This window comes from Pseudomonas sp. QS1027, from assembly GCF_002814235.1.
Taxonomy (GTDB): domain Bacteria; phylum Pseudomonadota; class Gammaproteobacteria; order Pseudomonadales; family Pseudomonadaceae; genus Aquipseudomonas.
In genome coordinates, this window is record NZ_PHSU01000003.1 from 357,653 (window position 1) to 379,724 (window position 22,072).

The 22,072-nt window shown below is 61.0% G+C and carries 19 protein-coding genes; 12 read left to right on the forward strand and 7 right to left on the reverse strand.

What is annotated here, in order from left to right; translation table 11 throughout:
• The first annotated feature begins 61 nt into the window (after window positions 1-61).
• From hrpA to CWE01_RS02365, 6 genes are all read left to right on the forward strand, one after another.
• Window positions 62-3,973 carry an ATP-dependent RNA helicase HrpA gene (gene hrpA / locus CWE01_RS02340; protein WP_100938906.1) on the forward strand — a complete coding sequence of 1,304 codons (3,912 nt, stop codon included), beginning with the start codon at window positions 62-64 and terminating at the stop codon, window positions 3,971-3,973.
• Between the two features lie 250 nt (window positions 3,974-4,223).
• On the forward strand, window positions 4,224-5,345 hold the full coding sequence (locus tag CWE01_RS02345) for a beta-ketoacyl-ACP synthase III (RefSeq protein ID WP_100938907.1): 1,122 nt from the start codon (window positions 4,224-4,226) through the stop codon (window positions 5,343-5,345).
• A gap of 168 nt (window positions 5,346-5,513) precedes the next feature.
• The gene (locus tag CWE01_RS02350; RefSeq protein WP_100938908.1) at window positions 5,514-6,125 is read left to right on the forward strand and encodes an RNA polymerase sigma factor; all 612 of its coding nucleotides are present in this window, start codon (window positions 5,514-5,516) and stop codon (window positions 6,123-6,125) included.
• Window positions 6,119-6,358, forward strand: a complete 240-nt coding sequence (locus CWE01_RS02355) for an anti-sigma factor (RefSeq protein ID WP_100938909.1) — start codon at window positions 6,119-6,121, stop codon at window positions 6,356-6,358. Before CWE01_RS02350 ends, CWE01_RS02355 begins: the two co-directional genes overlap by 7 nt.
• Before the next feature lie 245 nt (window positions 6,359-6,603).
• Complete coding sequence (locus tag CWE01_RS02360; RefSeq protein WP_100938910.1) at window positions 6,604-7,977, forward strand: OprD family porin; 1,374 nt, start codon at window positions 6,604-6,606, stop codon at window positions 7,975-7,977.
• 313 nt (window positions 7,978-8,290) lie between these two features.
• The gene (locus tag CWE01_RS02365) at window positions 8,291-9,415 is read left to right on the forward strand and encodes a GNAT family N-acetyltransferase (protein ID WP_100938911.1); all 1,125 of its coding nucleotides are present in this window, start codon (window positions 8,291-8,293) and stop codon (window positions 9,413-9,415) included.
• A gap of 37 nt (window positions 9,416-9,452) precedes the next feature.
• On the opposite strand, the gene CWE01_RS02370 is transcribed toward CWE01_RS02365, so the two are convergent.
• From CWE01_RS02370 to CWE01_RS02385, 4 genes are all read right to left on the reverse strand, one after another.
• Window positions 9,453-11,285 carry an ABC transporter ATP-binding protein gene (locus CWE01_RS02370; RefSeq protein WP_100938912.1) on the reverse strand — a complete coding sequence of 611 codons (1,833 nt, stop codon included), beginning with the start codon at window positions 11,283-11,285 and terminating at the stop codon, window positions 9,453-9,455.
• Window positions 11,286-11,370: 85 nt separating this feature from the next.
• Window positions 11,371-11,937: a peptidylprolyl isomerase gene (locus tag CWE01_RS02375; RefSeq protein WP_100938913.1), complete on the reverse strand. Its 567-nt coding sequence runs from the start codon at window positions 11,935-11,937 to the stop codon at window positions 11,371-11,373.
• 3 nt (window positions 11,938-11,940) lie between these two features.
• On the reverse strand, window positions 11,941-12,744 hold the full coding sequence (locus CWE01_RS02380; RefSeq protein ID WP_100938914.1) for an alpha/beta fold hydrolase: 804 nt from the start codon (window positions 12,742-12,744) through the stop codon (window positions 11,941-11,943).
• Between the two features lie 14 nt (window positions 12,745-12,758).
• Entirely contained in the window at window positions 12,759-13,682 is a 924-nt protein-coding gene (locus tag CWE01_RS02385; protein WP_100938915.1) for a LysR family transcriptional regulator, read from the reverse strand.
• A 49-nt stretch (window positions 13,683-13,731) separates the two neighbouring features.
• Here CWE01_RS02385 and CWE01_RS02390 point away from each other — a divergent pair, with 49 nt between their 5' ends.
• The 5 genes from CWE01_RS02390 to CWE01_RS02410 all read left to right on the forward strand — a co-directional run bounded on the left by CWE01_RS02390 (window position 13,732) and on the right by CWE01_RS02410 (window position 17,121).
• Window positions 13,732-14,046 (forward strand): 3-phosphoglycerate kinase, encoded by a 315-nt coding sequence (locus CWE01_RS02390; RefSeq protein WP_100938916.1) that lies wholly within the window; start codon window positions 13,732-13,734, stop codon window positions 14,044-14,046.
• Window positions 14,047-14,194: 148 nt separating this feature from the next.
• Complete coding sequence (locus CWE01_RS02395) at window positions 14,195-14,794, forward strand: FMN-dependent NADH-azoreductase (protein ID WP_100938917.1); 600 nt, start codon at window positions 14,195-14,197, stop codon at window positions 14,792-14,794.
• A gap of 210 nt (window positions 14,795-15,004) precedes the next feature.
• Complete coding sequence (locus tag CWE01_RS02400) at window positions 15,005-15,865, forward strand: carboxylate/amino acid/amine transporter (RefSeq protein ID WP_100939209.1); 861 nt, start codon at window positions 15,005-15,007, stop codon at window positions 15,863-15,865.
• 219 nt (window positions 15,866-16,084) lie between these two features.
• Complete coding sequence (locus CWE01_RS02405) at window positions 16,085-16,360, forward strand: hypothetical protein (protein ID WP_100938918.1); 276 nt, start codon at window positions 16,085-16,087, stop codon at window positions 16,358-16,360.
• Window positions 16,357-17,121 (forward strand): Fic family protein, encoded by a 765-nt coding sequence (locus tag CWE01_RS02410; protein WP_100938919.1) that lies wholly within the window; start codon window positions 16,357-16,359, stop codon window positions 17,119-17,121. Before CWE01_RS02405 ends, CWE01_RS02410 begins: the two co-directional genes overlap by 4 nt.
• A gap of 112 nt (window positions 17,122-17,233) precedes the next feature.
• Here CWE01_RS02410 and CWE01_RS02415 read toward each other — a convergent pair whose 3' ends face one another.
• The 3 genes from CWE01_RS02415 to CWE01_RS02425 all read right to left on the reverse strand — a co-directional run bounded on the left by CWE01_RS02415 (window position 17,234) and on the right by CWE01_RS02425 (window position 20,807).
• Window positions 17,234-18,532, reverse strand: a complete 1,299-nt coding sequence (locus tag CWE01_RS02415) for a mechanosensitive ion channel family protein (RefSeq protein WP_100938920.1) — start codon at window positions 18,530-18,532, stop codon at window positions 17,234-17,236.
• A gap of 118 nt (window positions 18,533-18,650) precedes the next feature.
• Complete coding sequence (locus CWE01_RS02420; RefSeq protein WP_100938921.1) at window positions 18,651-19,424, reverse strand: L-iditol 2-dehydrogenase; 774 nt, start codon at window positions 19,422-19,424, stop codon at window positions 18,651-18,653.
• Between the two features lie 69 nt (window positions 19,425-19,493).
• Entirely contained in the window at window positions 19,494-20,807 is a 1,314-nt protein-coding gene (locus tag CWE01_RS02425; protein ID WP_100938922.1) for a sugar ABC transporter substrate-binding protein, read from the reverse strand.
• Between the two features lie 282 nt (window positions 20,808-21,089).
• Here CWE01_RS02425 and CWE01_RS02430 point away from each other — a divergent pair, with 282 nt between their 5' ends.
• Window positions 21,090-22,067, forward strand: coding sequence for an AraC family transcriptional regulator (locus CWE01_RS02430; RefSeq protein ID WP_100938923.1), 978 nt, complete (start codon window positions 21,090-21,092; stop codon window positions 22,065-22,067).
• Window positions 22,068-22,072 lie beyond the last annotated feature (5 nt).

The window sequence follows — 22,072 nt, forward strand, 5'->3', positions numbered from 1 at the left end:
TTTTCATTGCAAATCTGCGACAATCCGCGCCTGCCTAAAATAGACGACCTTTGCGTACCTGATGACTGACGAATCGCCCGCTATCGACCAACTGCTGAAAAACCTCGACCAGGCCATGATTGCCGACCGCCACCGGTTGCGGCGGCAGTTGCTCGAGTTGCGCAAAAAGCCCGACGAAAGCAAGTTGGCCCAGTGGGTCGAGCGGATGCAGGCATCCTGTGCCCAGGTCACGGCCCGGGCCAGGAGCGTGCCGCTGATTCGTTATGACGACAGCCTGCCCATCGCCGCCAAGCGCGACGAGATCAAGGCGGCGTTGCTCAAGCACCAGGTGCTGATCATCGCCGGCGAAACCGGCTCGGGTAAAACCACCCAGTTGCCGAAGATCTGCCTGGAAATCGGCCGTGGCCAGCATGGCCTGATCGGCCACACCCAGCCGCGCCGGATCGCCGCGCGCAGTGTCGCGAGCCGGGTCGCCGACGAGTTGGCCACGCCGTTGGGCGGGCTGGTCGGGTATCAGGTGCGTTTCGAGGACCAGAGCGAAGCCAATACCCTGGTCAAGCTGATGACCGACGGTATCCTCCTGGCGGAAACCCAGAACGACCGCTATCTGGAACGCTACGACACGATCATCGTCGACGAGGCCCACGAGCGCAGCCTGAACATCGATTTCCTCCTGGGTTATCTGAAAACCCTGCTGCCCCGGCGTCCGGACCTGAAGGTCATCATCACCTCGGCGACCATCGACCTGGAGCGCTTTTCCAAGCACTTCAACGATGCACCGATTGTCGAAGTGTCCGGACGGACTTTCCCGGTGGACACCTGGTATCGCCCGCTGACCTCGCAACAGGATGAAGAGGGCAACAGCGTCGAGGAAGACCTGAGCGTCGACCAGGCGATTATCGCCACCCTCGACGAGATCGCCGCCTTCGAGCGCAGCGAGCGCAAGAGCCCGGGCGACGTGCTGGTGTTCCTGCCCGGCGAGCGGGAGATTCGCGACGCCGCGGACATGCTGCGCAAGGCCCAGCTCAAGCACACCGAGATCCTTCCTTTATATGCACGGCTGTCGCCGGCCGAACAGCAGCGGATTTTCCAGTCCCATCCAGGGCGTAGGGTCGTGCTGGCGACCAACGTCGCGGAAACTTCGCTGACCGTGCCGGGGATCCGTTATGTGATCGACAGCGGTACGGCGCGGATCAGTCGCTACAGCTACCGCGCCAAGGTCCAGCGCCTGCCGATCGAAGCGGTGTCCCAGGCCAGCGCCAACCAGCGCAAGGGCCGTTGCGGCCGGGTCGAGCCGGGTATCTGCATCCGCCTGTACAGCGAGGACGACTTCAACGGCCGTCCGGAATTTACCGATCCGGAGATCCTGCGCACCAACCTCGCAGCGGTGATCCTGCAGATGCTGCACCTGCGGCTCGGCGAGATCACGGCGTTTCCGTTTATCGAACCGCCGGATGGCAAGGCCATCAGCGACGGTTTCAACCTGCTGCAGGAGCTGTCGGCGGTCAACCGCGAGAACCAGTTGACCCCGTTGGGCCGCCAGCTGGCGCGTCTGCCGGTGGACCCGCGCATGGGCCGCATGTTGCTGGAGGCGGCCACCCTTGGCAGTCTGCAGGAAGTGTTGATCGTCGCCAGCGCCATGTCGGTGCAGGACCCGCGCGAGCGTCCGCCGGAACGCCAGCAGGCCGCCGACCAGGCCCACGCGCAGTGGAAGGATGTGGATTCGGACTTCGCCGGCCTGATCAATGTCTGGCGTGGTTTCGAGGAACAGCGCCTGGCCCTGGGCGCGAGTGCGTTGCGCAACTGGTGCAGGAAGAATTTCCTCAATTACCTGCGGATGCGCGAGTGGCGTGATTCCCACCGGCAACTGGGCCTGATCTGCCGTGACCTGCAGTTGAGCGTCAACAAGGAACCGGCCGACTATCCCAAGCTGCACAAGGCGGTGTTGTCCGGGCTGCTCAGCCAGATCGGCCAGAAGACCGAAGATGGCGACTACCTGGGCGCCCGCCAGCGGCGCTTCTGGATTCACCCGTCCTCGGGCCTGGGGCGCAAGCGTCCGCAATGGCTGATGGCCGCCGAGCTGGTGGAAACCACCAAGCTCTATGCACGGATGGTCGCCAAGATCGAGCCGGACTGGATCGAACCCCTGGCCGGTCACCTGATCAAGAAGAACCACTTCGAGCCCCATTGGGAGAAGAAGCGCGGTCAGGTCGTGGCCTTCGAGCAGATCACCCTGTTCGGCCTGATCGTGGTCGGCCGTCGCCCGGTGCACTTCGGCCCCATCGAGCCGGTCGCCTCCCGCGAGCTGTTTATCCGCGAAGGGTTGGTGCGTGGCGAGATTCAATCGAAAGCCAAGTGCCTGAGCGCCAACCAGCAATTGCTCGAACAACTCGATGAGCTGGAGGCCAAGGCCCGCCGTCGCGATATCCTGGCCGACGAAGAAACCCTGTTCGCCTTCTACGACGCGCGGCTGCCGGCGGAGATTCACCAGACCGCGACCTTCGACAGCTGGTACCGGGTCACCAGCCAGAAAGACCCGCAACTGTTGATCATGCGCGAAGAGGATGTCCTCGCCCGTGAAGCCAGTGAAGTTACCGCGGCGCACTATCCGGATACCCTGCACCTGGGCGACCTGGCCCTGGCCTTGAGTTATCACTTCGAGCCCAACCATCCGCGTGACGGCGTGACCCTGCGGGTGCCGGCGCCGCTGCTGCCGGCCTTGCCCGGCGAGCGCCTGGAGTGGTTGGTGCCGGGGGTGATCGAGGCCAAGTGCATTGCCCTGGTGCGCAACCTGCCCAAGGCCTTGCGCAAGAACTTCGTGCCGGTGCCGGATTTCGTCAAGGCGGCGCTGCAACGGATCGAGTTTGCCGAGGGCTCCTTGCCCCAGGCCCTGGGTCGCGAGCTGCTGCGCATGACCGGCGCGCGGGTCAGCGATGAAGCCTGGGCCGAAGCGGCGCAGCAGGTGGAAAGCCATCTGCGGATGAACCTGGAAATCGTCGACGCCCAGGGTAAGTTCCTCGGCGAAGGTCGTGACCTGGCCGAGCTGACCGCACGCTTTGCCGAAGCCAGCCAGGCAGCCCTGGCCGTGCCGCAGACCGCGAAAAGCCAGCAGCCGGTACAGGCCAAGGAATTCGCCGCGGTGGCCCAGAGCACCCAGCAGAAGATCGCCGGCCTGTCGATGACGGTCTACCCGGCGCTGGTGGAGGAGGGCGGTACGGTCAAGGAAGGGCGTTTCTCGACCCCGGCCGAAGCCGAGTTCCAGCATCGCCGGGCCTTGCAGCGCCTGCTGCTGCAGCAGTTGGCCGAGCCGGCGAAGTTCCTCCGGGGCAAGTTGCCGGGCCTGACCGAGCTGGGTTTGCTTTATCGCGAACTGGGTCGGGTCGAGGCGCTGGTCGAAGATATCCTGCTGGCGAGCCTCGACAGCTGTGTACTGGAAGGCGAGGACAGCCTGCCGCGCGATGGCGTCGGGCTGGCGTCCCTGGCCGAACGCAAGCGCGGCGCCTGGACCGAGCATGCCGAACGCCTGGCGCGCCTGACGTTGGAGACCCTCAAGCTCTGGCACGGTCTGCAAAAACGCTTCAAGGGCAAGATCGACCTGGCCCAGGCGGTGGCACTCAATGACATCAAGCAGCAACTGAGCCAGCTGGTTTATCCCGGCTTCGTCCGGCAGACGCCGGGTGTCTGGCTCAAGGAGTTGCCGCGTTACCTCAAGGCCATTGAGCTGCGCCTGGAAAAACTGCCGTCCCAGGTGCAGAAGGACCGGGTCTGGAGCACCGAATTGTCGGGGCTTTGGGCCCAGTACCAGGCCCGTGCGGCCAAGCATGCCCAGGAAGGCAAGCGCGATCCGCAACTGGAGCTGTATCGCTGGTGGCTGGAAGAGTATCGGGTGTCGCTGTTTGCCCAGCAGTTGGGAACCAAGGCACCGATCTCGGACAAGCGCCTGAGCAAGCAATGGAGCCAGGTGGAAGCCTGATGCGCGGTTTTGCGGCCGGGCTCCCAAAGGGTCCGGTGTGTTCCATTGATCTCGGCCCTAGGGCCAAATCCCAATGTTTATGGCACACTTGGCGGCTATAAATGCCGATTCCATGGTTTGAGCGCTGCCTGCCCGACCGGGACGGAAGAAAACGACTCCAGGCCCTTTGCCGTTTTGACGGGATTGGCCCTTTTACGTATTGGTACGAATGTGCCAATGCCTTCTGCCTGAACAGAATAGAGGAACGAGCGTGCATAACGTCGTCATCAGCGGCACCGGCCTGTACACCCCGGCCAACAGCATTTCCAACGAGGAGCTGGTGCAGTCTTTCAACAGCTATGTGCAGCAGTTCAACCTCGAAAACGCCGCCGCCATCGAGCGCGGTGAAGTTCAGGCACTGACCGAGTCGAGTGCAGCATTCATCGAGAAGGCGTCCGGTATCAAGAGCCGTTTTGTCATGGACAAGGACGGCATTCTCGATCCCCAGCGCATGCGCCCGCGTCTGCCCGAGCGCTCCAACGACGAGTGGTCGATCCTCTGCCAGATGGCCATCGGTGCCGCCGAACAGGCCCTGCAACGCGCGGGCAAGACCGCGGCGGACATCGACGGCGTCATCGTCGCCTGCTCGAACCTGCAACGGGCCTACCCGGCAGTGGCCATCGAGGTCCAGGAAGCCCTCGGTATCCAGGGCTTCGGCTTCGACATGAACGTCGCCTGTTCCTCGGCGACCTTCGGCATCCAGACCGCCAGCAACAGCATTCAACTGGGCCAGGCCCGGGCGATCCTGATGGTCAACCCGGAAATCTGCACCGGCCACCTGAACTTCCGCGACCGTGACAGCCACTTCATTTTCGGTGATGCGGCGACGGCGGTAGTGGTGGAGCGGGCTGACCTGGCAACTTCGCCTTATCAGTTCGAGATTGTCGGCACCAAGTTGCTGACCAAGTTCTCCAACAACATCCGCAACAACTTCGGTTTCCTCAATCGCGCGGCGGAAGAGGGCATCGGCGCCCCGGACAAGCTGTTTGTCCAGGAAGGCCGCAAGGTGTTCCGTGACGTCTGCCCGATGGTGGCGGAGCTCATCGCTGCGCACCTGCAGGAAAACCAGCTGAACATCGGCGATGTGAAGCGTTTCTGGCTGCACCAGGCCAACCTCAGCATGAACCATCTGATCGTCAAGAAGCTGCTGGGCCGCGAGGCCACGGAAGAAGAAGCGCCAGTGATTCTCGACACCTACGCCAACACCAGCTCGGCGGGTTCGGTGATTTCGTTCCACAAGAACCAGGACGACCTGGCGGCGGGCTCGCTGGCCGTGCTCAGCTCGTTCGGTGCCGGTTATTCGATCGGTAGCGTGATCCTGCGTAAACGTTGATCGGCGTCTTCCCGTCTGGCATCGTGTGCGCGCCAGGCGGGTAGGAGAGCTTCCTTGTTCCGATGCGTTTCAGGGAGCGATCACTATTCTTGTGTCGAACATGGGGATGGAGCAGTGGCAAAAACTGATGCTCTATGATGCCCTGGAAATCTGAACACGAGGTTGTGAATGGCGGCGACGGACGATAGTCAACTGCTTGAACGCTTGTTGGCAGGCGAGCAAAAGGCCTACAAGGAGTTGGTCAGCACCTACCAGAGCGCGATGCGCGCGGTGGCCTATGCCATTGTTGGCAGTCGCCAGGCCGATGAAGCGGTCCAGGATGCCTGGCTGGCAGTGGTGCGCAACCTGGCGGGCTTCCAGGGACGTTCCAGTCTCAAGACCTGGTTGTTGACCATCACCGCCAATGCGGCGAAGAATCGCTACAAGCAGAACCGCCGCGAAGTGCTGCTGGATGACCTGCCGTCGCCCCACGGCACCATCGGCGACGAACGCTTTGCCGCTGACGGCCACTGGGCACTGGCTCCCCATGCCTGGCATGAAGACACTCCCGAGGCCCTGCTCAGCGAAGATGAACTGCGCCAGTGCCTGGAACACACGCTGTTGAGCTTGTCCGAGTTGCAGAGCAGTGTCTTGTTGTTGCGCGAACGCCAGGGGCTGGAACTGGAGGATATCTGTAATCTTCTGGGGATCTCGCTCTCCAATGTCAGGGTGCTGCTGCACAGGGCACGCTTGAAAGTTTTCGCGACCGTGGAGCATTTTGAGGAGACCGGCGAATGCTGACCTGCAAGGAACAAGTGGCACGTTCCAGCGACTATCTCGATGGCCAGTTGAGCTTTCGGGAGCGCCTGATGGTGCGCCATCACTTGATGTTCTGCCCCAACTGCCGACGTTTCATCCGCCAGATGCGCTTGATGCAGGCCACCCTGAAGCAAATGCCCGAACCGCCGGTCGAAAATCTCGAAGCCTTGTCCGCCCAGTTGGCCGCTCAGCACCAGAATAGCGGAAAGCCATAGTTCCAAAAAGCCACTATTTTTCCGCCAAAGCCCCGTAGACCGGGGCTTTGCGATGATTCGTGTTTGTTGGAAAAAGTTCCGTCGTCACAAAACCTTCATCTACCAGAAACCGCTCTGAAATAACCCCACGCCAAGATTCCCTCCCAACAAAGCAGGTCAGGCCCCGGCAATGGCTGCGCACCCGCGTGATGGCAACGGACGCCACAAATAGACCCGAAAAAGTTTGAATCCAGAGGAGCGAAACAATGAACAAGTGCACCTTGGCCCTGGCAGTGGCCGTAGGGGTTTTGTCCCAGCAGGCGTATGCCGATGGGCAAGCTGATGCGAAAGGTTTTATCGATGGCGCTACGTCGACCCTGGGTCTGCGTAACTTCTACATCAACACCGATAACCGTAGTGGCAAACCCGCTCAGAACCTGAACTCGGAATGGGGCCAAGGCTTCGATCTGCGTTTCAACTCCGGTTACACCCAAGGTACTGTAGGTTTCGGCCTGGATGTCATGGCCCTGGAAGCTATCCGTCTGGACACCGGCGGTGGTACCAACGGCGCGAGCAAAACCTCTGCTGGCGGCACTGTGTTCCCGACCGAAGCCACTAACGGCAACAATGCCAAGGCAGTCAATGATTTCGGTAGCCTGGGCCTGACCGGTAAAGTCCGCGTTTCGCAGACCGAACTGAAGATCGGTACCCTGCTGCCGAACAACCCGGTGATCAAGTACAACGACGGTCGTCTGCTGCCACAAACCTTCACCGGTGGCCAGATCACTTCGAACGAGATCAAGGACCTGACCCTGACCCTCGGTCAGGTTGAGAAAGCCAAGGGCCGTAACTCGAGCAACGACGAAGATCTGTCGATCAATGGCGCAAACGCCAGCTCGAACTACTCCCAGGGTACTGCGGGCCGGTTCAGCAACAAGTTCCAGTACGCCGGTGCCGACTACAAGATCACCAAGGATCTGGTCGCTTCGTACTACTTCGGTGAGCTGAAGGACTTCTACTCGCAGAACTTCCTCGGTCTGGTGCACAACTGGGCAATTGGTCCAGGCGTGCTGAAAAGCGACCTGCGCTACTACAATAGCCGCGACAACGGCGCCAACGGCAGCGACAAAAACTACTTCACCTCGGGTTACTACGGCGGTGGCGTCACCAAGGGCAAGGTCGACAACGACCTTTACAGCTACCTGGCCCTGTACTCGGTTGCCGGTCACACCTTCGGCGCTGGTTATCAGTACAGCAAAGGCGACAGCGACTTCCCATGGTTGAACCAGGGTGATGGCTCGTCGAACAGCACCATCACCGACATGCAGATCCAGAAGTTCGCCCGTGCTGGCGAGAAGACCTGGCAAGCTCGCTACGCCTACGACTTCGCCAAGGTCGGCGTACCTGGCCTGACAGCCGGCATCATCTACCTGCACGGCGACAACATCCAGAACACCGCTGGCAGCCAGAGCGAGTGGGAACGCGATATCAGCTTGTCCTACGTGATTCCTGAAGGTCCTCTCAAGAACCTCGGCTTCGCTTTGAAAAACGCCATGTGGCGTACCAGTACCCTCGTTGCCGCCAGTGGCGACCAGGACGAAAACCGTGTGATCGTCAGCTACTCGATTCCACTGCTGTAAGCTCCGCTCTTTTGGCGCCCCGCTCGACCCAAGGTTGCGCGGGGCGTTTTTTTGTCTGGGTTTCGGACACGCCCAGTGCTTCCGTCCTCCCGCAATACATGTTCTCGAAGCTCTCGGTCGAACAGCCCGGCCGCTGTTCTGTAACCTTCTGGAATGGTGTTCCCAGGCGACTTTCAAGTCCAATGAAATAGTTTTTAAGATTCCCTTCCCGGCGGGCGTTCAGACCGCTATCGGTTTTCCGTTCTACCTGTCGCCCTTCCTGCCATACATGGGCGATACTCGCCCTGCGTGTTGCACCTGCCTGGGGATATCGATGCCGTTACAACGTCTGCAAAGCCTCTCTGAGGTCGCTGCCGAGCAATGGGATGCGCTGGTGCCCGACGGTCAGCCATTCCTCAGCCACGGGTTCCTGAGTGCCCTGGAAGACAGCGGCAGTCTCGGTCCGCACTCGGGCTGGCAGCCGGAGCATCTGCTGCATATGGAGGACGGTCGGCTAGTGGCGGCCTTGCCGAGTTATCGCAAATGGCATTCCTATGGCGAATATGTGTTTGACCACGGCTGGGCCGAGGCCTGCGAGCGCGCCGGCATCGCCTACTACCCCAAGCTGTTGACCGCCGTGCCGTTCAGTCCGGTGGGCGGCGCACGGCTGCTGGCGGCCAAGGCCGAGGACGGTTTTGAACTGTTGGCCGCGTTGCCGGGTTATCTGGAGATCGAAGAGCTTTCCAGTGCCCATATCAACTTCACCGATACCCTGGCCGATGCCGCCCTGGGTGAACAACCCGACTGGTTGCTGCGTTACGGTTGCCAGTTTCATTGGCAGAACCGCGGCTACCGGGATTTCCAGGACTTCCTCGATACCCTGAGTTCGCGCAAGCGCAAGCAGATGCGCAAGGAACGCGAGCAGGTCGCTGGGCAGGGCTTCGATTTCCAATGGCTGGAAGGTCGGGAGTTGAGCGAGGCCCAGTGGGATTTTGTCTACGCCTGTTATGCCAATACCTATGCGGTGCGACGCCAGGCGCCCTACCTGACCCGTGAGTTCTTCAGCCTGCTGGCCGAGCGCATGCCCGAGTCGATCCGCGTGGTCCTGGCCAAGCAGGGTGGGCGGCCCGTGGCCATGGCTTTCAGCCTGATCGGCGGCGACAGTTTCTATGGTCGTTACTGGGGCTGCCTGGCGGAGTTCGACCGGCTGCATTTCGAAACCTGTTTCTACCAGGGCATGGACTACGCCATCGACCAGGGGCTGCAACGTTTCGATGCCGGTGCCCAGGGCGAGCACAAATTGATTCGCGGCTTTGAACCGGTGATCACCCACTCCTGGCACTACCTGCGTCATCCGGGGTTGCGCACGGCGGTGAAGGATTTCCTCGCGCAGGAGCGGGTGGGCATTCTGGCCTATGCCGAAGAGGCGAGGGCGGCGTTGCCTTACCGGCAGGCCTGATGGGGCAACCGCCCCCTTGCGGGGGCGGTGGTGGCGTTCAATCGATGCCGACGAACCCGCCGGTCTGGTGTTGCCACAAGCGGGCATACAAGCCGCCATGGGCCAGCAGTTCGGCATGGCTGCCGGTTTCGGCGATCCGGCCATTTTCCAGGACCACCAGGCGGTCCATGCGGGCAATGGTCGACAGGCGGTGGGCAATGGCAATCACGGTCTTGCCTTCCATCAGGGTCTCCAGGCTTTCCTGGATCGCCGCTTCCACTTCCGAATCGAGGGCCGAGGTCGCTTCGTCCATGATCAGGATCGGCGCGTCCTTGAGCAGGACCCGGGCAATGGCGACGCGCTGGCGCTGGCCACCGGAGAGTTTCACGCCGCGCTCGCCGACATGGGCGTCGAAACCGGTGCGACCCTCGGCATCCGACAGGAGTGGGATGAACTCATCGGCCCGGGCCTTGCGCGCCGCTTCCCAGAGTTCGGCGTCGCTGGCATCGGGTTTGCCGTAGAGCAGGTTGTCGCGAATCGAGCGGTGCAGCAGCGAGGTGTCCTGGGTAATCATGCCTATGCGCTCGCGCAGGCTTTCCTGGGCAACTTCGGCAATGTCCTGGCCATCCACCAGGATCCGCCCGCCTTGCAGGTCATAGAGCCGCAGCAGCAGGTTGACCAGGGTCGACTTGCCGGCACCGGACGGACCGATCAGGCCGATTTTCTCCCCGGGACGAATCGTCAGGTTGAGGTCGCTGATCACGCCGCTGCGCTTGCCGTAGTGGAAGTCCACATGCTCGAAGCGCACTTCGCCCTGGGTGACCCGCAGGCGCGGGGCCTGCTCGCGGTCGGTGACGCTGACCGGTTGGGCGATGGTCTGCAGGCCGTCCTGGACCATGCCGATATTTTCGAAAATGCCGTTGACCACCCACATGATCCAGCCGGACATGTTGACGATGCGGATCACCAGGCCGGTGGCCAGGGCAATGGCGCCAACCGAGATCAGCGACTGGGTCCACAGCCACAGCGCCAGGCCGGTGGTGGTGACGATCAGCAGGCCATTGAGGCTGGTGATGACGACGTCCATGCTGGTCACCACGCGGGCCGCCAGTTGGGTTTTTTCGGTCTGCTCCACCAGCGCTTCACGGGCGTATTGCTGCTCGAAACGGGTGTGGGCAAACAGCTTCAGGGTGGTGATGTTGGTGTAGCCGTCGACGATCCGGCCCATGAGTTTGGAACGGGCTTCGGAGGAGATCACCGAGCGCGCCTTCACCCGCGGCACGAAGTAGTACAGCGCGCCGATGTAGCAGGCGATCCAGATCAGCAGCGGGATCATCAGGCGCCAGTCCGCCTCGACGAACAGCACCAGGGAACTGATGACATAGATCAGCACATGCCAGATGGCGTCGACGGCCTGGACGGCGGAGTCACGCAGCGAGTTGCCGGTCTGCATGATGCGCTGGGCAATACGTCCGGCGAAGTCGTTCTGGAAGAAGTTGAGGCTCTGCCTGAGCACATAGCTGTGGTTTTGCCAGCGAATCATGCTGGTCATGCCCGGGCTGATGGTCTGGTGCACCAGCAGGTCGTGCAGGCCGAAGAAAATCGGACGCAGGATCAGGGCGACGACGGCCATCCACAGCAACTCGCTGCCATGGACCTGGAAGAATTCGGTATTGGGGGTGCCCTGGGCCAGGTCGATGATCCGGCTCAGGTAGCTGAACAGCGCCACTTCGATCAGCGCGGCGAACAAGCCGACGATCAACAGCGCGACGAAGCTTGGCCAGACCTGGCGCAGGTAATACAGGTAGAAGGGCAGGACGGTGTTCGGCGGAGCGGCAGTGGGGGCGTCGCGGAAAATATCGATCAGTTGTTCAAAACGACGATAGAGCATGGGTTCTGACGCCCGTCAGGCGGGCTCTCCTTGAAGATGAAGCGGCGCAAGCCACGGGCATCCGGCCTGAAGCTTGCGCCTGCCATTAGTCGATCCGTTTGGCCGACTTGATATACACCGGGTCCGACGGTACGTCCGACATGCCTTGCTTGGTGGTGGTCGGCGAGTTGACGATGATATCGACCACTTCCATGCCCTTGACCACCTTGGCGAAGACCGCATAACCGGCATCGCGGCCCGGGTCGAGGAAGTCATTGTCCTTCACGTTGATGAAGAATTGGCTGGTGGCCGAGTTCGGATCCGAGGTCCGCGCCATCGACAAGCTGCCACGCACGTTGTGCAGGCCGTTGCTGGCTTCGTTCTTGATCGGCGCCTGGGTCGGCTTCTGCGCCATCTGCGCGGTGAAACCGCCGCCCTGTACCATGAAGCCCGGAATCACCCGGTGGAAGATGGTGTTGTTATAGAAACCACTGTCCACGTAGGCGAGGAAGTTCTTGGTGCTGATCGGCGCATGCACCGGGTCCAGCTCGATTTCAATGGTGCCGTTGGTGGTCACCAGTTCTACATGGGGCGCCTTGGCGGTATCGGTGGCGGCCATCAGGTTGGCGGCAAAGAGTACGGAGCCGGTGAACAGGGCGATTTTTTTCAGCATGGTTCAGTGATCCTGGGTGGTGGTTTCGACTGCGGTTAGAAACTCAAGCAGGGTTTGGTTGAAGACCTGGGGTTGATCCAGCGGCGTGCCGTGACGCGAATCGGCGATCACTACCAGGCGTGCATCGGCGATCAGTTTGACATAGCTTTCCTTCAGCGCGACCGGTGTGTAGTCGTGGTCGGCGCTGACGATCAGGGTTGGACAGGCAATCCGGGAAAGTTGTTCCTGGACACCCCAGCCGACGATGGCGTCGAAGCTGGCGAGATAAGCACGTTTGTCGTTTTTTGCCCAGCGCTCGGCCATCTTGTGCCGCAATGGCGCCTGCTCGGGCTTGGGAAACAGTACCTTGCCGAGGATCTTGCCGATGCGCCTCAGGCCCACCACCCGGCCGAGGATCCAGCGCGAAGCCCATTGCAGATAGTCGCTGGGTTTGCGCACCTTGACCTCGGGCATGCTGTTGACCACGCACAGGCTCCTGAGCGCGTGCGGCTGGTCCACCGCCAGTTGGAAGCCGATCATGCCCCCCATGGAGATGCCCACCAGGTGCGGGCGGCCCAGGTTCAGGTGCTCGATCAGGGCCAGGATATCGGAGCTGAAGCCGGCGATGCTGTAGCGCTGGCGGGGCTTGTCGGAGCGGCCGTGGCCGCGCATGTCCATGATGATGACCCGGTGCTGCGCTGACAATGCCGGTATCTGCATTTCCCAGTCGAGGGTGCTGGAACCCAGGCCGTGGATCAGCAGCACCGGCGTGCCGTGGCCGTACTCCTCATAATGCAGCGTACAACCTTCGTGTTCGAAATAGGCCATGGGTCAACATCCTGTCAGGCTTGCTGGGGAGCGGCGAAGGGGGCGTCCAGCGGCGCGGTGTCGAAGGTGCGCAGCAGTTCGATAAGAATCTGCGTGGCCGGCCCCAGGGGTTTGTCCTTGTTCGAGTACAGATAGAACGTCGGGTGGCGGCTGCCACCCTGGTCCAACGGTAGCACCTTGAGCAGACCTTCCCGGATTTCCCGTTCGATCATGTGCCGCGGCAGCCAGGCAAAGCCCAGGCCGTTGCCGATAAAAGTGGCGGCCGTGGCCAGGCTGCCGACGGTCCAGCGTTGCTCGGCACCGAGCCAGCCGACATCCCGTGGTTGCTGGCGGCCGGAGTCACGGATCACCACCTGCAGCTGGCTTTCCAGGTCCTGGAAGGTCAGCGTGCGTTGCAAACGGTGCAGGGCGTGTTCCGGGTGGGCGACGGCGACGAATTCCACCGCGCTCATCTCGGTGCCCAGATAGCCGGGGATATTGAAGCCGCTGATGGCCAGGTCGGCGACGCCTTCGAGCAGGACTTCCTCCACTCCCGACAGCACTTCCTCACGCAGGCGCACGCGGCAGCCGCGGCTCTGCGGCATGAACGCGGTCAGCGCCCGGACCAGGCGGGCATTGGGATAGGCGGCGTCCACCACCAGGCGCACTTCGGCTTCCCAGCCCTGTTCCATATGGTGGGCCAGGTCTTCCAGCTGGCTGGCCTGTTTCACCAGTTGCCGGGAGCGCCGCAGCAGCACGCCGCCGGCTTCGGTGAGCACGGCTTTGCGTCCGTCGATGCGCAACAGCGGCACCCCGAGCTGATCCTGCATGCGGGCCACGGTATAGCTGACGGATGACTGCGAACGATGCAGGGCTTCGGCGGCCTGGGCGAAGCCACCGTGATCGACCACGGCCTGCAGCGTTCGCCATTGATCAAGGGTCACTCGGGGCGCTTTCAAGTTGGGTTCCTCTTGTCCTAAGCTGGCGGTCCTTCTTGGAGACTGCCGAATGAGAAAAATCTGTTGTGTGTTGCTGGCCATGCTGCCCTTGACGGCATGGGCTTATCCCATCGAAGTCGAAAAACAACTCAACGGCCTGAGCATCGACTACACGACCTTCGATACCGATACGGATATCGGTTCCATCCAGGTGAACAACTACGGGAAAACCGACGCGCTGTGCACGGTGGTGTTCCGTAACGGGCCCGAGGCCCCACGGACCCGCAAGCTCGATCTGCCGGCCGGGAAGAGCAAGAATGCCAGCGCCAAATTCACCCGCAGCATTATCCGGCTGAACCTGGGACTGACCTGCGTAGCGAAATGATCCCCGAGGAGCATTCTGCCAAGCATGCTCCGCCTATCAACAAATTTATAGATAGGTTGTAGTCATTTTTTCGGCTTTTTTATCGGCTGAACGCTGTTTAATCTCCACTCCATCGACTTACAGCCCTTAGCGATGGAGCCTACCTCCCATGTCCCGCGTACTGATCATCGAAAGCAGCGCCCGCCAGCAAGACTCGGTTTCCCGCCAGTTGACCCAGCAATTCATCGGTCAATGGCAAGCCGCTCACCCGGCCGACCCGATCACTGTCCGTGATCTGGCGACCGATCCGGTACCGCATCTGGACAGCCACCTGCTGGGCGGCTGGATGAAACCCGTCGAGCAGCGCACGGCCATCGAGAAGGCGGCGCTGGAGCGCTCCAACCATCTGACCGACGAACTGCTGGCGGCGGACGTGCTGGTGCTGGCGGCGCCGATGTACAACTTCGCGATCCCGAGCACCCTCAAGGCCTGGCTTGACCATGTGCTGCGGGCCGGGCTGACCTTCAAGTACACCGACACCGGCCCGCAGGGTTTGCTGGTCGGCAAGCGAGCCTATGTCCTGACCGCGCGCGGCGGGTTGTATGCCGGTGGCACCAACGATCACCAGGAACCCTACCTGCGTCAGGTGCTGGCGTTTATCGGTATCCATGACGTCACCTTCATTCACGCCGAAGGCCTGAATATGGGCGGCGACTTCCAGGAAAAAGGCCTGAACCAGGCCAAGGCGCGGATTGCCCAGGTCGCTTGAGGACTTAATGTTCAGCTAATCGCCGATTGTTTTAGTGCCCCTAGCGAGTTCCCTTCAAGGCGTTCGCGCATCGAACCTCCCTTTGCACTGGTTGCTCCCTGAGTGCATGCAACCCGATCCGGCCGCCCAGCCGATCGGGTTTTTTTTCGCCCTGGATTCCTTGTGCGGCAGAAAGTCGTTAAGGTCGCGGCCATTATTTGCGAGGCATTCATGGGTTATCTACTTTTCGTCACGCTGATCCAGGCGTTTTCCTTCAGCCTGATCGGTGAATACCTGGCTGGCCATGTCGACAGTTACTTCGCCGTGCTGGTGCGGGTGCTGCTGGCCGGGCTGGTGTTCATTCCCTTGACCCGCTGGCGCCAGGTGGAGCCGGCGTTCATGCGCGGCATGCTGCTGATCGGTGCCCTGCAGTTCGGTGTCACCTATGTCTGCCTGTACCTGAGCTTCCGGGTGCTGACGGTGCCGGAGGTGTTGCTGTTCACCATCCTCACGCCGTTGCACGTGACCCTGATCGAAGATGCCCTGAACCGGCGCTTCAACCCCTGGGCCCTGCTTGCGGCACTGGTGGCGGTGGCCGGTGCGGCGGTGATCCGCTACGACCGGGTCAATCCGGATTTCTTCATGGGCTTTTTGCTGCTGCAACTGGCCAACTTCACCTATGCCGCCGGGCAGGTGCTCTACAAGCACCTGGTGGCGCGACACCCCAGCGACCAGCCGCATTATCGGCGTTTCGGCTATTTCTACCTGGGCGCGTTGGCGGTGGCGCTGCCGGCGTTCCTGTTGCTCGGCAAGGCCAGCTACCTGTCCGTGGCCCCGTTGCAATGGGGCGTGCTGGTGTTCCTCGGGCTGGTGAGCACGGCGCTGGGGATGTACTGGTGGAACAAGGGCGCGTGCCTGGTCAATGGCGCCACGCTGGCAGTGATGAACAACCTGCATGTGCCGGTGGGCTTGCTGATCAACCTGTTGATCTGGAATCAGCACGAGCCGCTGGGGCGGTTGTTCTTCGGTGGCCTGGTGATCCTGGCGGCGGTGTGGATCAGCCGCCTGGGCGCGCGGCCGCTCAAGGCCTAGAGCGCGTGCTCTTGCGGTTCGGGAATATGGCTGGCGCCCAATAGCGCCGGCAACATCCCGGCCCGCAGGTCGTTGCCGCTCGGCTGCTGGTAGAGGCTCAGGCCGAACTAAGGAAGCGGAGATAATCCCTGGAAAACCTCACCACTGGTCATAGACCTGGAAATACAAAAATCCTATATTCCAGTACAATGATATTGTACCGAGCAGGAGGGCTTTTTCATGACCAAACCAGCCACCACCAGTGCCGCAAGTGAAGTTCGTAAACTGGCCAGAGCACACAAGGTTACCGCCAAGCGCGACGGTATCAGCTGGATGGCCTCCACCATCACGCGTCTGTCTGGCGATACCGTGGTCTTGGATAGCATCGAGCAGCTTCTGGTCAACCTGAAGCGCAAGGGTGTAATGAGTACTTCCGAAATCCTCGCATTGCAGGTGCGCTACCTTCAAGAGAAAAGCGCTCCCAAAACAACTGCAAAGAAGAAGCTTCGGGCGTGAGCTTCGACCCCTTCGGCGATTTCGAAACCGCGGGCTACCTACGAAACGAATATCAGCTTAAAGACCCTTATCTCGTGAAAAGGGTAGAGCACGCAGCCTTCGAATCGAACGTCGAAGATGCCCTTTCTTTCCTCACTGGCCTGGAGGACGTTGATTACGACGCAGTGCTCCGCGTCCATGAAATTCTCTTCTCAAGCTTCTACCCGTGGGCGGGTAAAGATCGAAATGAGGTCGCGCCAACCCTGCGAGTAACCAAGGGGGATAGGAACGATGCTGACTCTACTGAGTTTGCATATCCCGATGAAGTGAGGCGGGCTACCGAGCTCGCAATCAGGCAAGCCGCTAAACATTCACGCTTCAAGGAGCGGCCTGGGGAGGTAATGGGTCTGCTGGCATTCGCGCACCCCTTTTTAGACGGCAATGGTCGAACCATCCTGCTGGTTTATATGGAGCTTTGCTTTAGAGCTGGATTTGCCATCGACTGGTCTCAAACCACCAAAGATGACTATCTCCGGGTGCTTAGCGCTGAGATTCGTGAGCCTAACGAACGGCACCTTGATACCTATTTGCAGCCTCATGTTGTAGAGGTAGCCCGGCGTGAAGATTGGCCGGCGATTATTGGTGAAATCAAGGGGTTGGATGGTCTCGACAAGGAAGGCATAACCTACGAGAACCTTGATGGCTCAATGGCCAGGCCGTATTCGCATTATAGAAGCTACCTGGCACAGCCCCTTGAGGACTCTGAGACTTCAAGAAGCTGATCGCCTTGGATCTTAGGTTCTTTTCTCTGCCTTCCCGGGTATCTGCTTTGTCTTCTTGTTGTCCGCAAGCAGCCACGCCTGTATCCCTGCCGGCCACTCCGACTGCCTAGTTCTAGAGCGCGTGCTCTTGCGGCTCGGGAATATGGCTGGCGCCCAATAGCGCCGGCAACATCCCGGCCCGCAGGTCGTTGCCGCTCGGCTGCTGGTAGAGGCTCAGGCCGAACTCCGGCAGCACCGCCAGCAGGTAATCGAAAATATCCCCCTGGATACGCTCGTAATCGGCCCAGACGGTGGTGCGGGTAAAGCAGTAGATCTCCAGCGGCACACCCTGGGCCGTGGTCTGCAGTTGGCGGACCATGCAGGTCATGTCCAGCTGCACTTCCGGATGACTCTTCAGGTACGCCAGGGCATAGGCACGAAAAGTCCCCAGGTTGGTCATCCGCCGGCGGTTCGCCGACATCGCCGCGACATTGCCCTGGGCCTCGTTCCAGGCCTTGAGCTCGGCCTGCTTGCGACCGATATAGTCGGTGAGCAGGCGCACCCGACTCAGCCGCTGTTCTTCGTCATCGTGGAGAAAACGCACGGCCCCGGCGTCGATAAACAGGCTGCGCTTGATCCGCCGGCCCCCGGATTGCTGCATGCCGCGCCAGTTGCGGAACGACTCGGACATCAGCCGCCAGGTCGGGATCGAGACGATGGTCTTGTCGAAGTTCTGCACCTTGACCGTGTGCAGGGTGATGTCCACCACATCGCCGTCGGCGCCGACCTGGGGCATCTCGATCCAGTCGCCGACCCGCAGCATGTCATTGCTGGTCAATTGCACACTGGCGACGAAGGACAGCAGGGTGTCCTTGTAGACCAACAGGATCACCGCCGACATGGCGCCCAGGCCCGAGAGCAGCAACAGCGGCGAACGGTCGATCAGGGTGGCGACGATAACGATGGCGCCGAACACGTACAGGACCATCTTTGCCAACTGCACATAACCCTTGATCGAGCGCGTGCGGGCGTGTTCGGTGCGTGCGTAGATGTCCAGCAGGGCATTGAGCAGGGCGCTCATGGCCAGCACCTGGAACAGGAAGGTAAAGGCCAGCGCGACATTGCCGAAGAAGATCAGGCCGTTCTTGCTCAACTCCGGCACCAGGTGCAGGCCGAACTGGATCACCAGCGAAGGCGTGGTTTGCGCCAGGCGATGGAAGACCTTGTTCTGCAGCAGATCGTTGACCCAGTGCAGCGCCGGCTGGCGCCCGAGCAGCCGGGCGGTATGCAGGATCACATAACGCGCGACCCGGCCGAGCACCAGCGCCACGATCAGCAGCAGCGCCAGGCCCAGCCCGGTTTGCAGCAGGGGATGTTGATCGAGGGCGCTGAAAAAGTCCTGGGCGCGCAGCCAGAGCTGTTTGATATCCATGGATGACAACGAATCTTCTGAAGGAAATGACCGGGGGATTAGATCATTTAACATCGGGAAGATGACCGTTGAAGACAAATCCGCTCACAAAAAAAACTCGAGTGAACGGACCCCCGTATCAGCTCATCCAGTTCCCCCCGTCGACGTTGTAGGTTTGCGCAACGACATAATCGCTCTCCGCCGATGCCAGGAAGATTGCCATTCCCGTCAGGTCTTCGGCGGTGCCCATCCGGCCATAAGGGACTTGTGCTCCCACCTGCTTCTTCTTTTCTCCCGGGGGGAGGTGTTCATGCTGGGCGAACAGGGCATCGACGCCGTCCCAGTGCTCGCCGTCGACCACCCCGGGAGCGATCGCATTGACGTTGATCCTGTACTTGATGAGGTCCAGTCCGGCGGACTGGGTCAGGCTGATCACGGCCGCCTTGGTCGCGCAGTACACCGCGACCAGGGCTTCACCGCGACGCCCGGCCTGGCTGGCCATGTTGATGATCTTGCCGCCATGGCCCTGGCCGATCATCTGCTTCGCGGCAGCCTGAAGGGTAAACAGCGTGCCGGCCACGTTGATGGAGAACAGGCGCTCGTAGCTTTCACGGGTGATCTCGCTGATCGGTGCCAAATCAAACAGCGCGGCGTTATTGACGAGGATGTCGAGTTTGCCGGTCCGGGCAATCACCGCGGCAATGGCCTCGTCGATAGAGCCCTGATCGGTGACGTCCATCTTCACCGCATAAGCCTTTGGGCCCAGTTCGGCGGCCGTCGCCTGTGCGCGTTCAAGATTGATATCGGCGATCGCCACGCTGGCCCCTTCGCGGATGTAGGCCTCGGCGAATGAGCGTCCTATGCCTCGGGCCGAACCCGTCACCAGCGCGCTTTTTCCTTCCAGTCGTTTCATCGGGTGTGCTTCCTGTTCGCGAAAATGAGCGGCTGCCGGCCGAAGGGCGGCGACAGCCAGTGATGCGGATTATTTTTTCGGGTAGCCCGCGCGCTTCATGTCCTTGACCGTGGCTATTTGCGCGGCGCTCAGGGCTTGTTCCACCGACATCTGGCCGGTGAGCGCGGCAGAAAACAGCTTGCCCACCGAAGTGCCGATGGCCTGGAATTCGGGAATCGTCACGTACTGGATGCCGACATAGGGCACGGGCTTGGCCGACGGGTGGGCGGGGTCGGCGTTCTGCATCATTTGCAGGGTGATCCTGGCGAAGGGCGCGGCCTTCAGGTAGGCATCGTTGTAGGTGGACAGGCGGGTGCCCGGCGGGACATTGGTGATGCCGTCCTTGTCGGCGACCAGTTGTATGTAGTCTTTCGACGTGGCCCAGGTGATGAATGCCCTGGCGGCCTCTTTGTGCCGGGAGGTGGTGGGGATCGCCAATGACCAGGCATACAGCCAGGACGAACCTTTGTCCGTGACCTCGACCGGCGCCGGGGCGAAGCCCACCGTGTCGGCGACCCGGCTTTGGGTCTTGTCCGTGGTAAAGGAACCGGCGACGCTCGCATCGACCCAGATGGCGCATTTGCCGCTGTTGAACAGGGCCAGGGTTTCGTTGAAACCATTGCTCGAAACGCCTGGCGGGCCGTAATTCTTCAGGGTGTTGACGTAGAAATTGGCCGCGGCGGTCCACTCGGGCCCGGTCAGTTCGGGTTGCCATTGCTCATCGAACCAGCGCGCGCCGAAGGTGTTGGCCATGGTGCTCAGCAGCGCCATGTTCTCGCCCCAGCCGGCCTTGCCACGCAGGCACATGCCGTATTGCTCTTTATCGGGATGGTGCAGCTTGGCGGCAAACTCGCCGAGCTGGGTCCAGGTCGGATGCTCGGGCATCGTCAGCCCGGCCTGCTTGAACAGATCCGTGCGGTAATAGGTGACCGTGCTTTCACCGTAGAAGGGCAGGGCATAGAGGGTGTCGTTGAGCGACAGGCCCTGGCGCACCGAAGGGAAGATATCGGCGACATCGTAGGCCGCCGGCAGATCCTTCATCGGTTCCAGCCAATGCTTGGCGGCCCACAGCGGCGTTTCGTAGGTGCCGATGGTCAAGACGTCGAACTGTCCGCCTTGTGTTGCAATGTCGGTGGTCAGCCGTTGGCGCAGGACGTTCTCTTCCAGCACGACCCAATTCAGCTTGACGTCGGGATGCTGTTCTTCGAAAACCTTGGAGAGCCGCTGCATGCGGATCATATCGCTGTTGTTCACCGTCGCGATGGTGAGGGTTTCGGCGGCCTGGGCGGCACAGGCCAAAGACAAACCAGCGGACAGAATGAGCGCGTGATGCCGGGTCTTCATGATGCTCTCCACTCCACGCCGGTGGCGCGGAATTATTATTGTTGTTGTTGTAAACCGTGGCTGGTCAAAAACGTCTCGGACCGCGGCGGGTGACGGCTGGATTACACCAGCTCGCGAAAGCCGCAACAAACGCGTTGAGGACGACAAACCGATACTTTTTTAATCGTGCTGCCTGAGCCCTGCAAAGATCAAAAAAGTACCAGTCATGGGCAAGGCCCTGGGTAGCGAACACCCTTTGATCCGGCTATGTTGCTGTTCAGAACTATAAAAAAGGGGCAAACCATGCCTGATCGCCGCGCCGTGCTATTCGAGCAGCCCCCCGCCGAGCTGGAAGTCATCCTGCCCCAGCCGGAACACAGCTTTCGCTGGTATGAGCACGATTATCCCTATGCGCTTGCACGCTGGAATCATCATCCCGAATACGAAATTCACCTGATCCGCCAGGGCAGCGGCAAACTGGTGGCGGGCGACTACATCGGTGCGTTTGCCGCCGGCCACGTGGCGATGATGGGGCCGGACCTGCCCCATGACTGGATGGGTGACCTGGCGCCGGGGGAGCACCTGCAGGGGCGCGATGTGGTTTTGCAATTCGACGGCGCTGCGCTGCTGGCCCTGCGCGAAGTCATGCCCGAGCTTGGCGATTTGCAGGTGTTGTTCGAGCGCGCCCGCCGGGGCCTGGAGTTCAGCGGCGAAACGGCCCTTGAAGCGGCACGGCTGCTGGAAGCCATTGGTCCTGCCCAGGGGTTGCCGCGTTTGCTGATGTTCCTGCAATTGTTGAACACCCTGGCGAGTGCGCCGGTGACAGAGGCGTGCTGTCTGGCCAGCACCTGTTATATGCCTTCGCTGGATGCGAAAAGCTCCGAACGCATCCATAAAGCCTTCGATTACCTGCTCAGGGAACTGGCGGGAGATGTCCGCTTGTCAGTGATCGCCGGGCAGTTGGGGATGAGCGAACCGGGGTTCTCGCGGTTTTTCAAACGTATTACCGGACACGGCTTTATCGACCTGATGCGCAAGCTGCGGGTCCAGCGCGCCTGCCGTTTGTTGTTGCAAACACAGATGTCGGTGGCGGACATCTGTTTCGAGGTGGGCTACTGCAACCTCTCCAATTTCAATCGGCACTTTCGGGTGGAGATGAACCAGACCCCGACCGACTATCGTCGCGCCAACCCATTCAGCGCACAAAAACAGCGCTGTTTGTCGCGCTTTTCACAAAGAAACTCGGCCTCGGCGCTCGAAACCGTTACCCTATGCCGCTGATATTT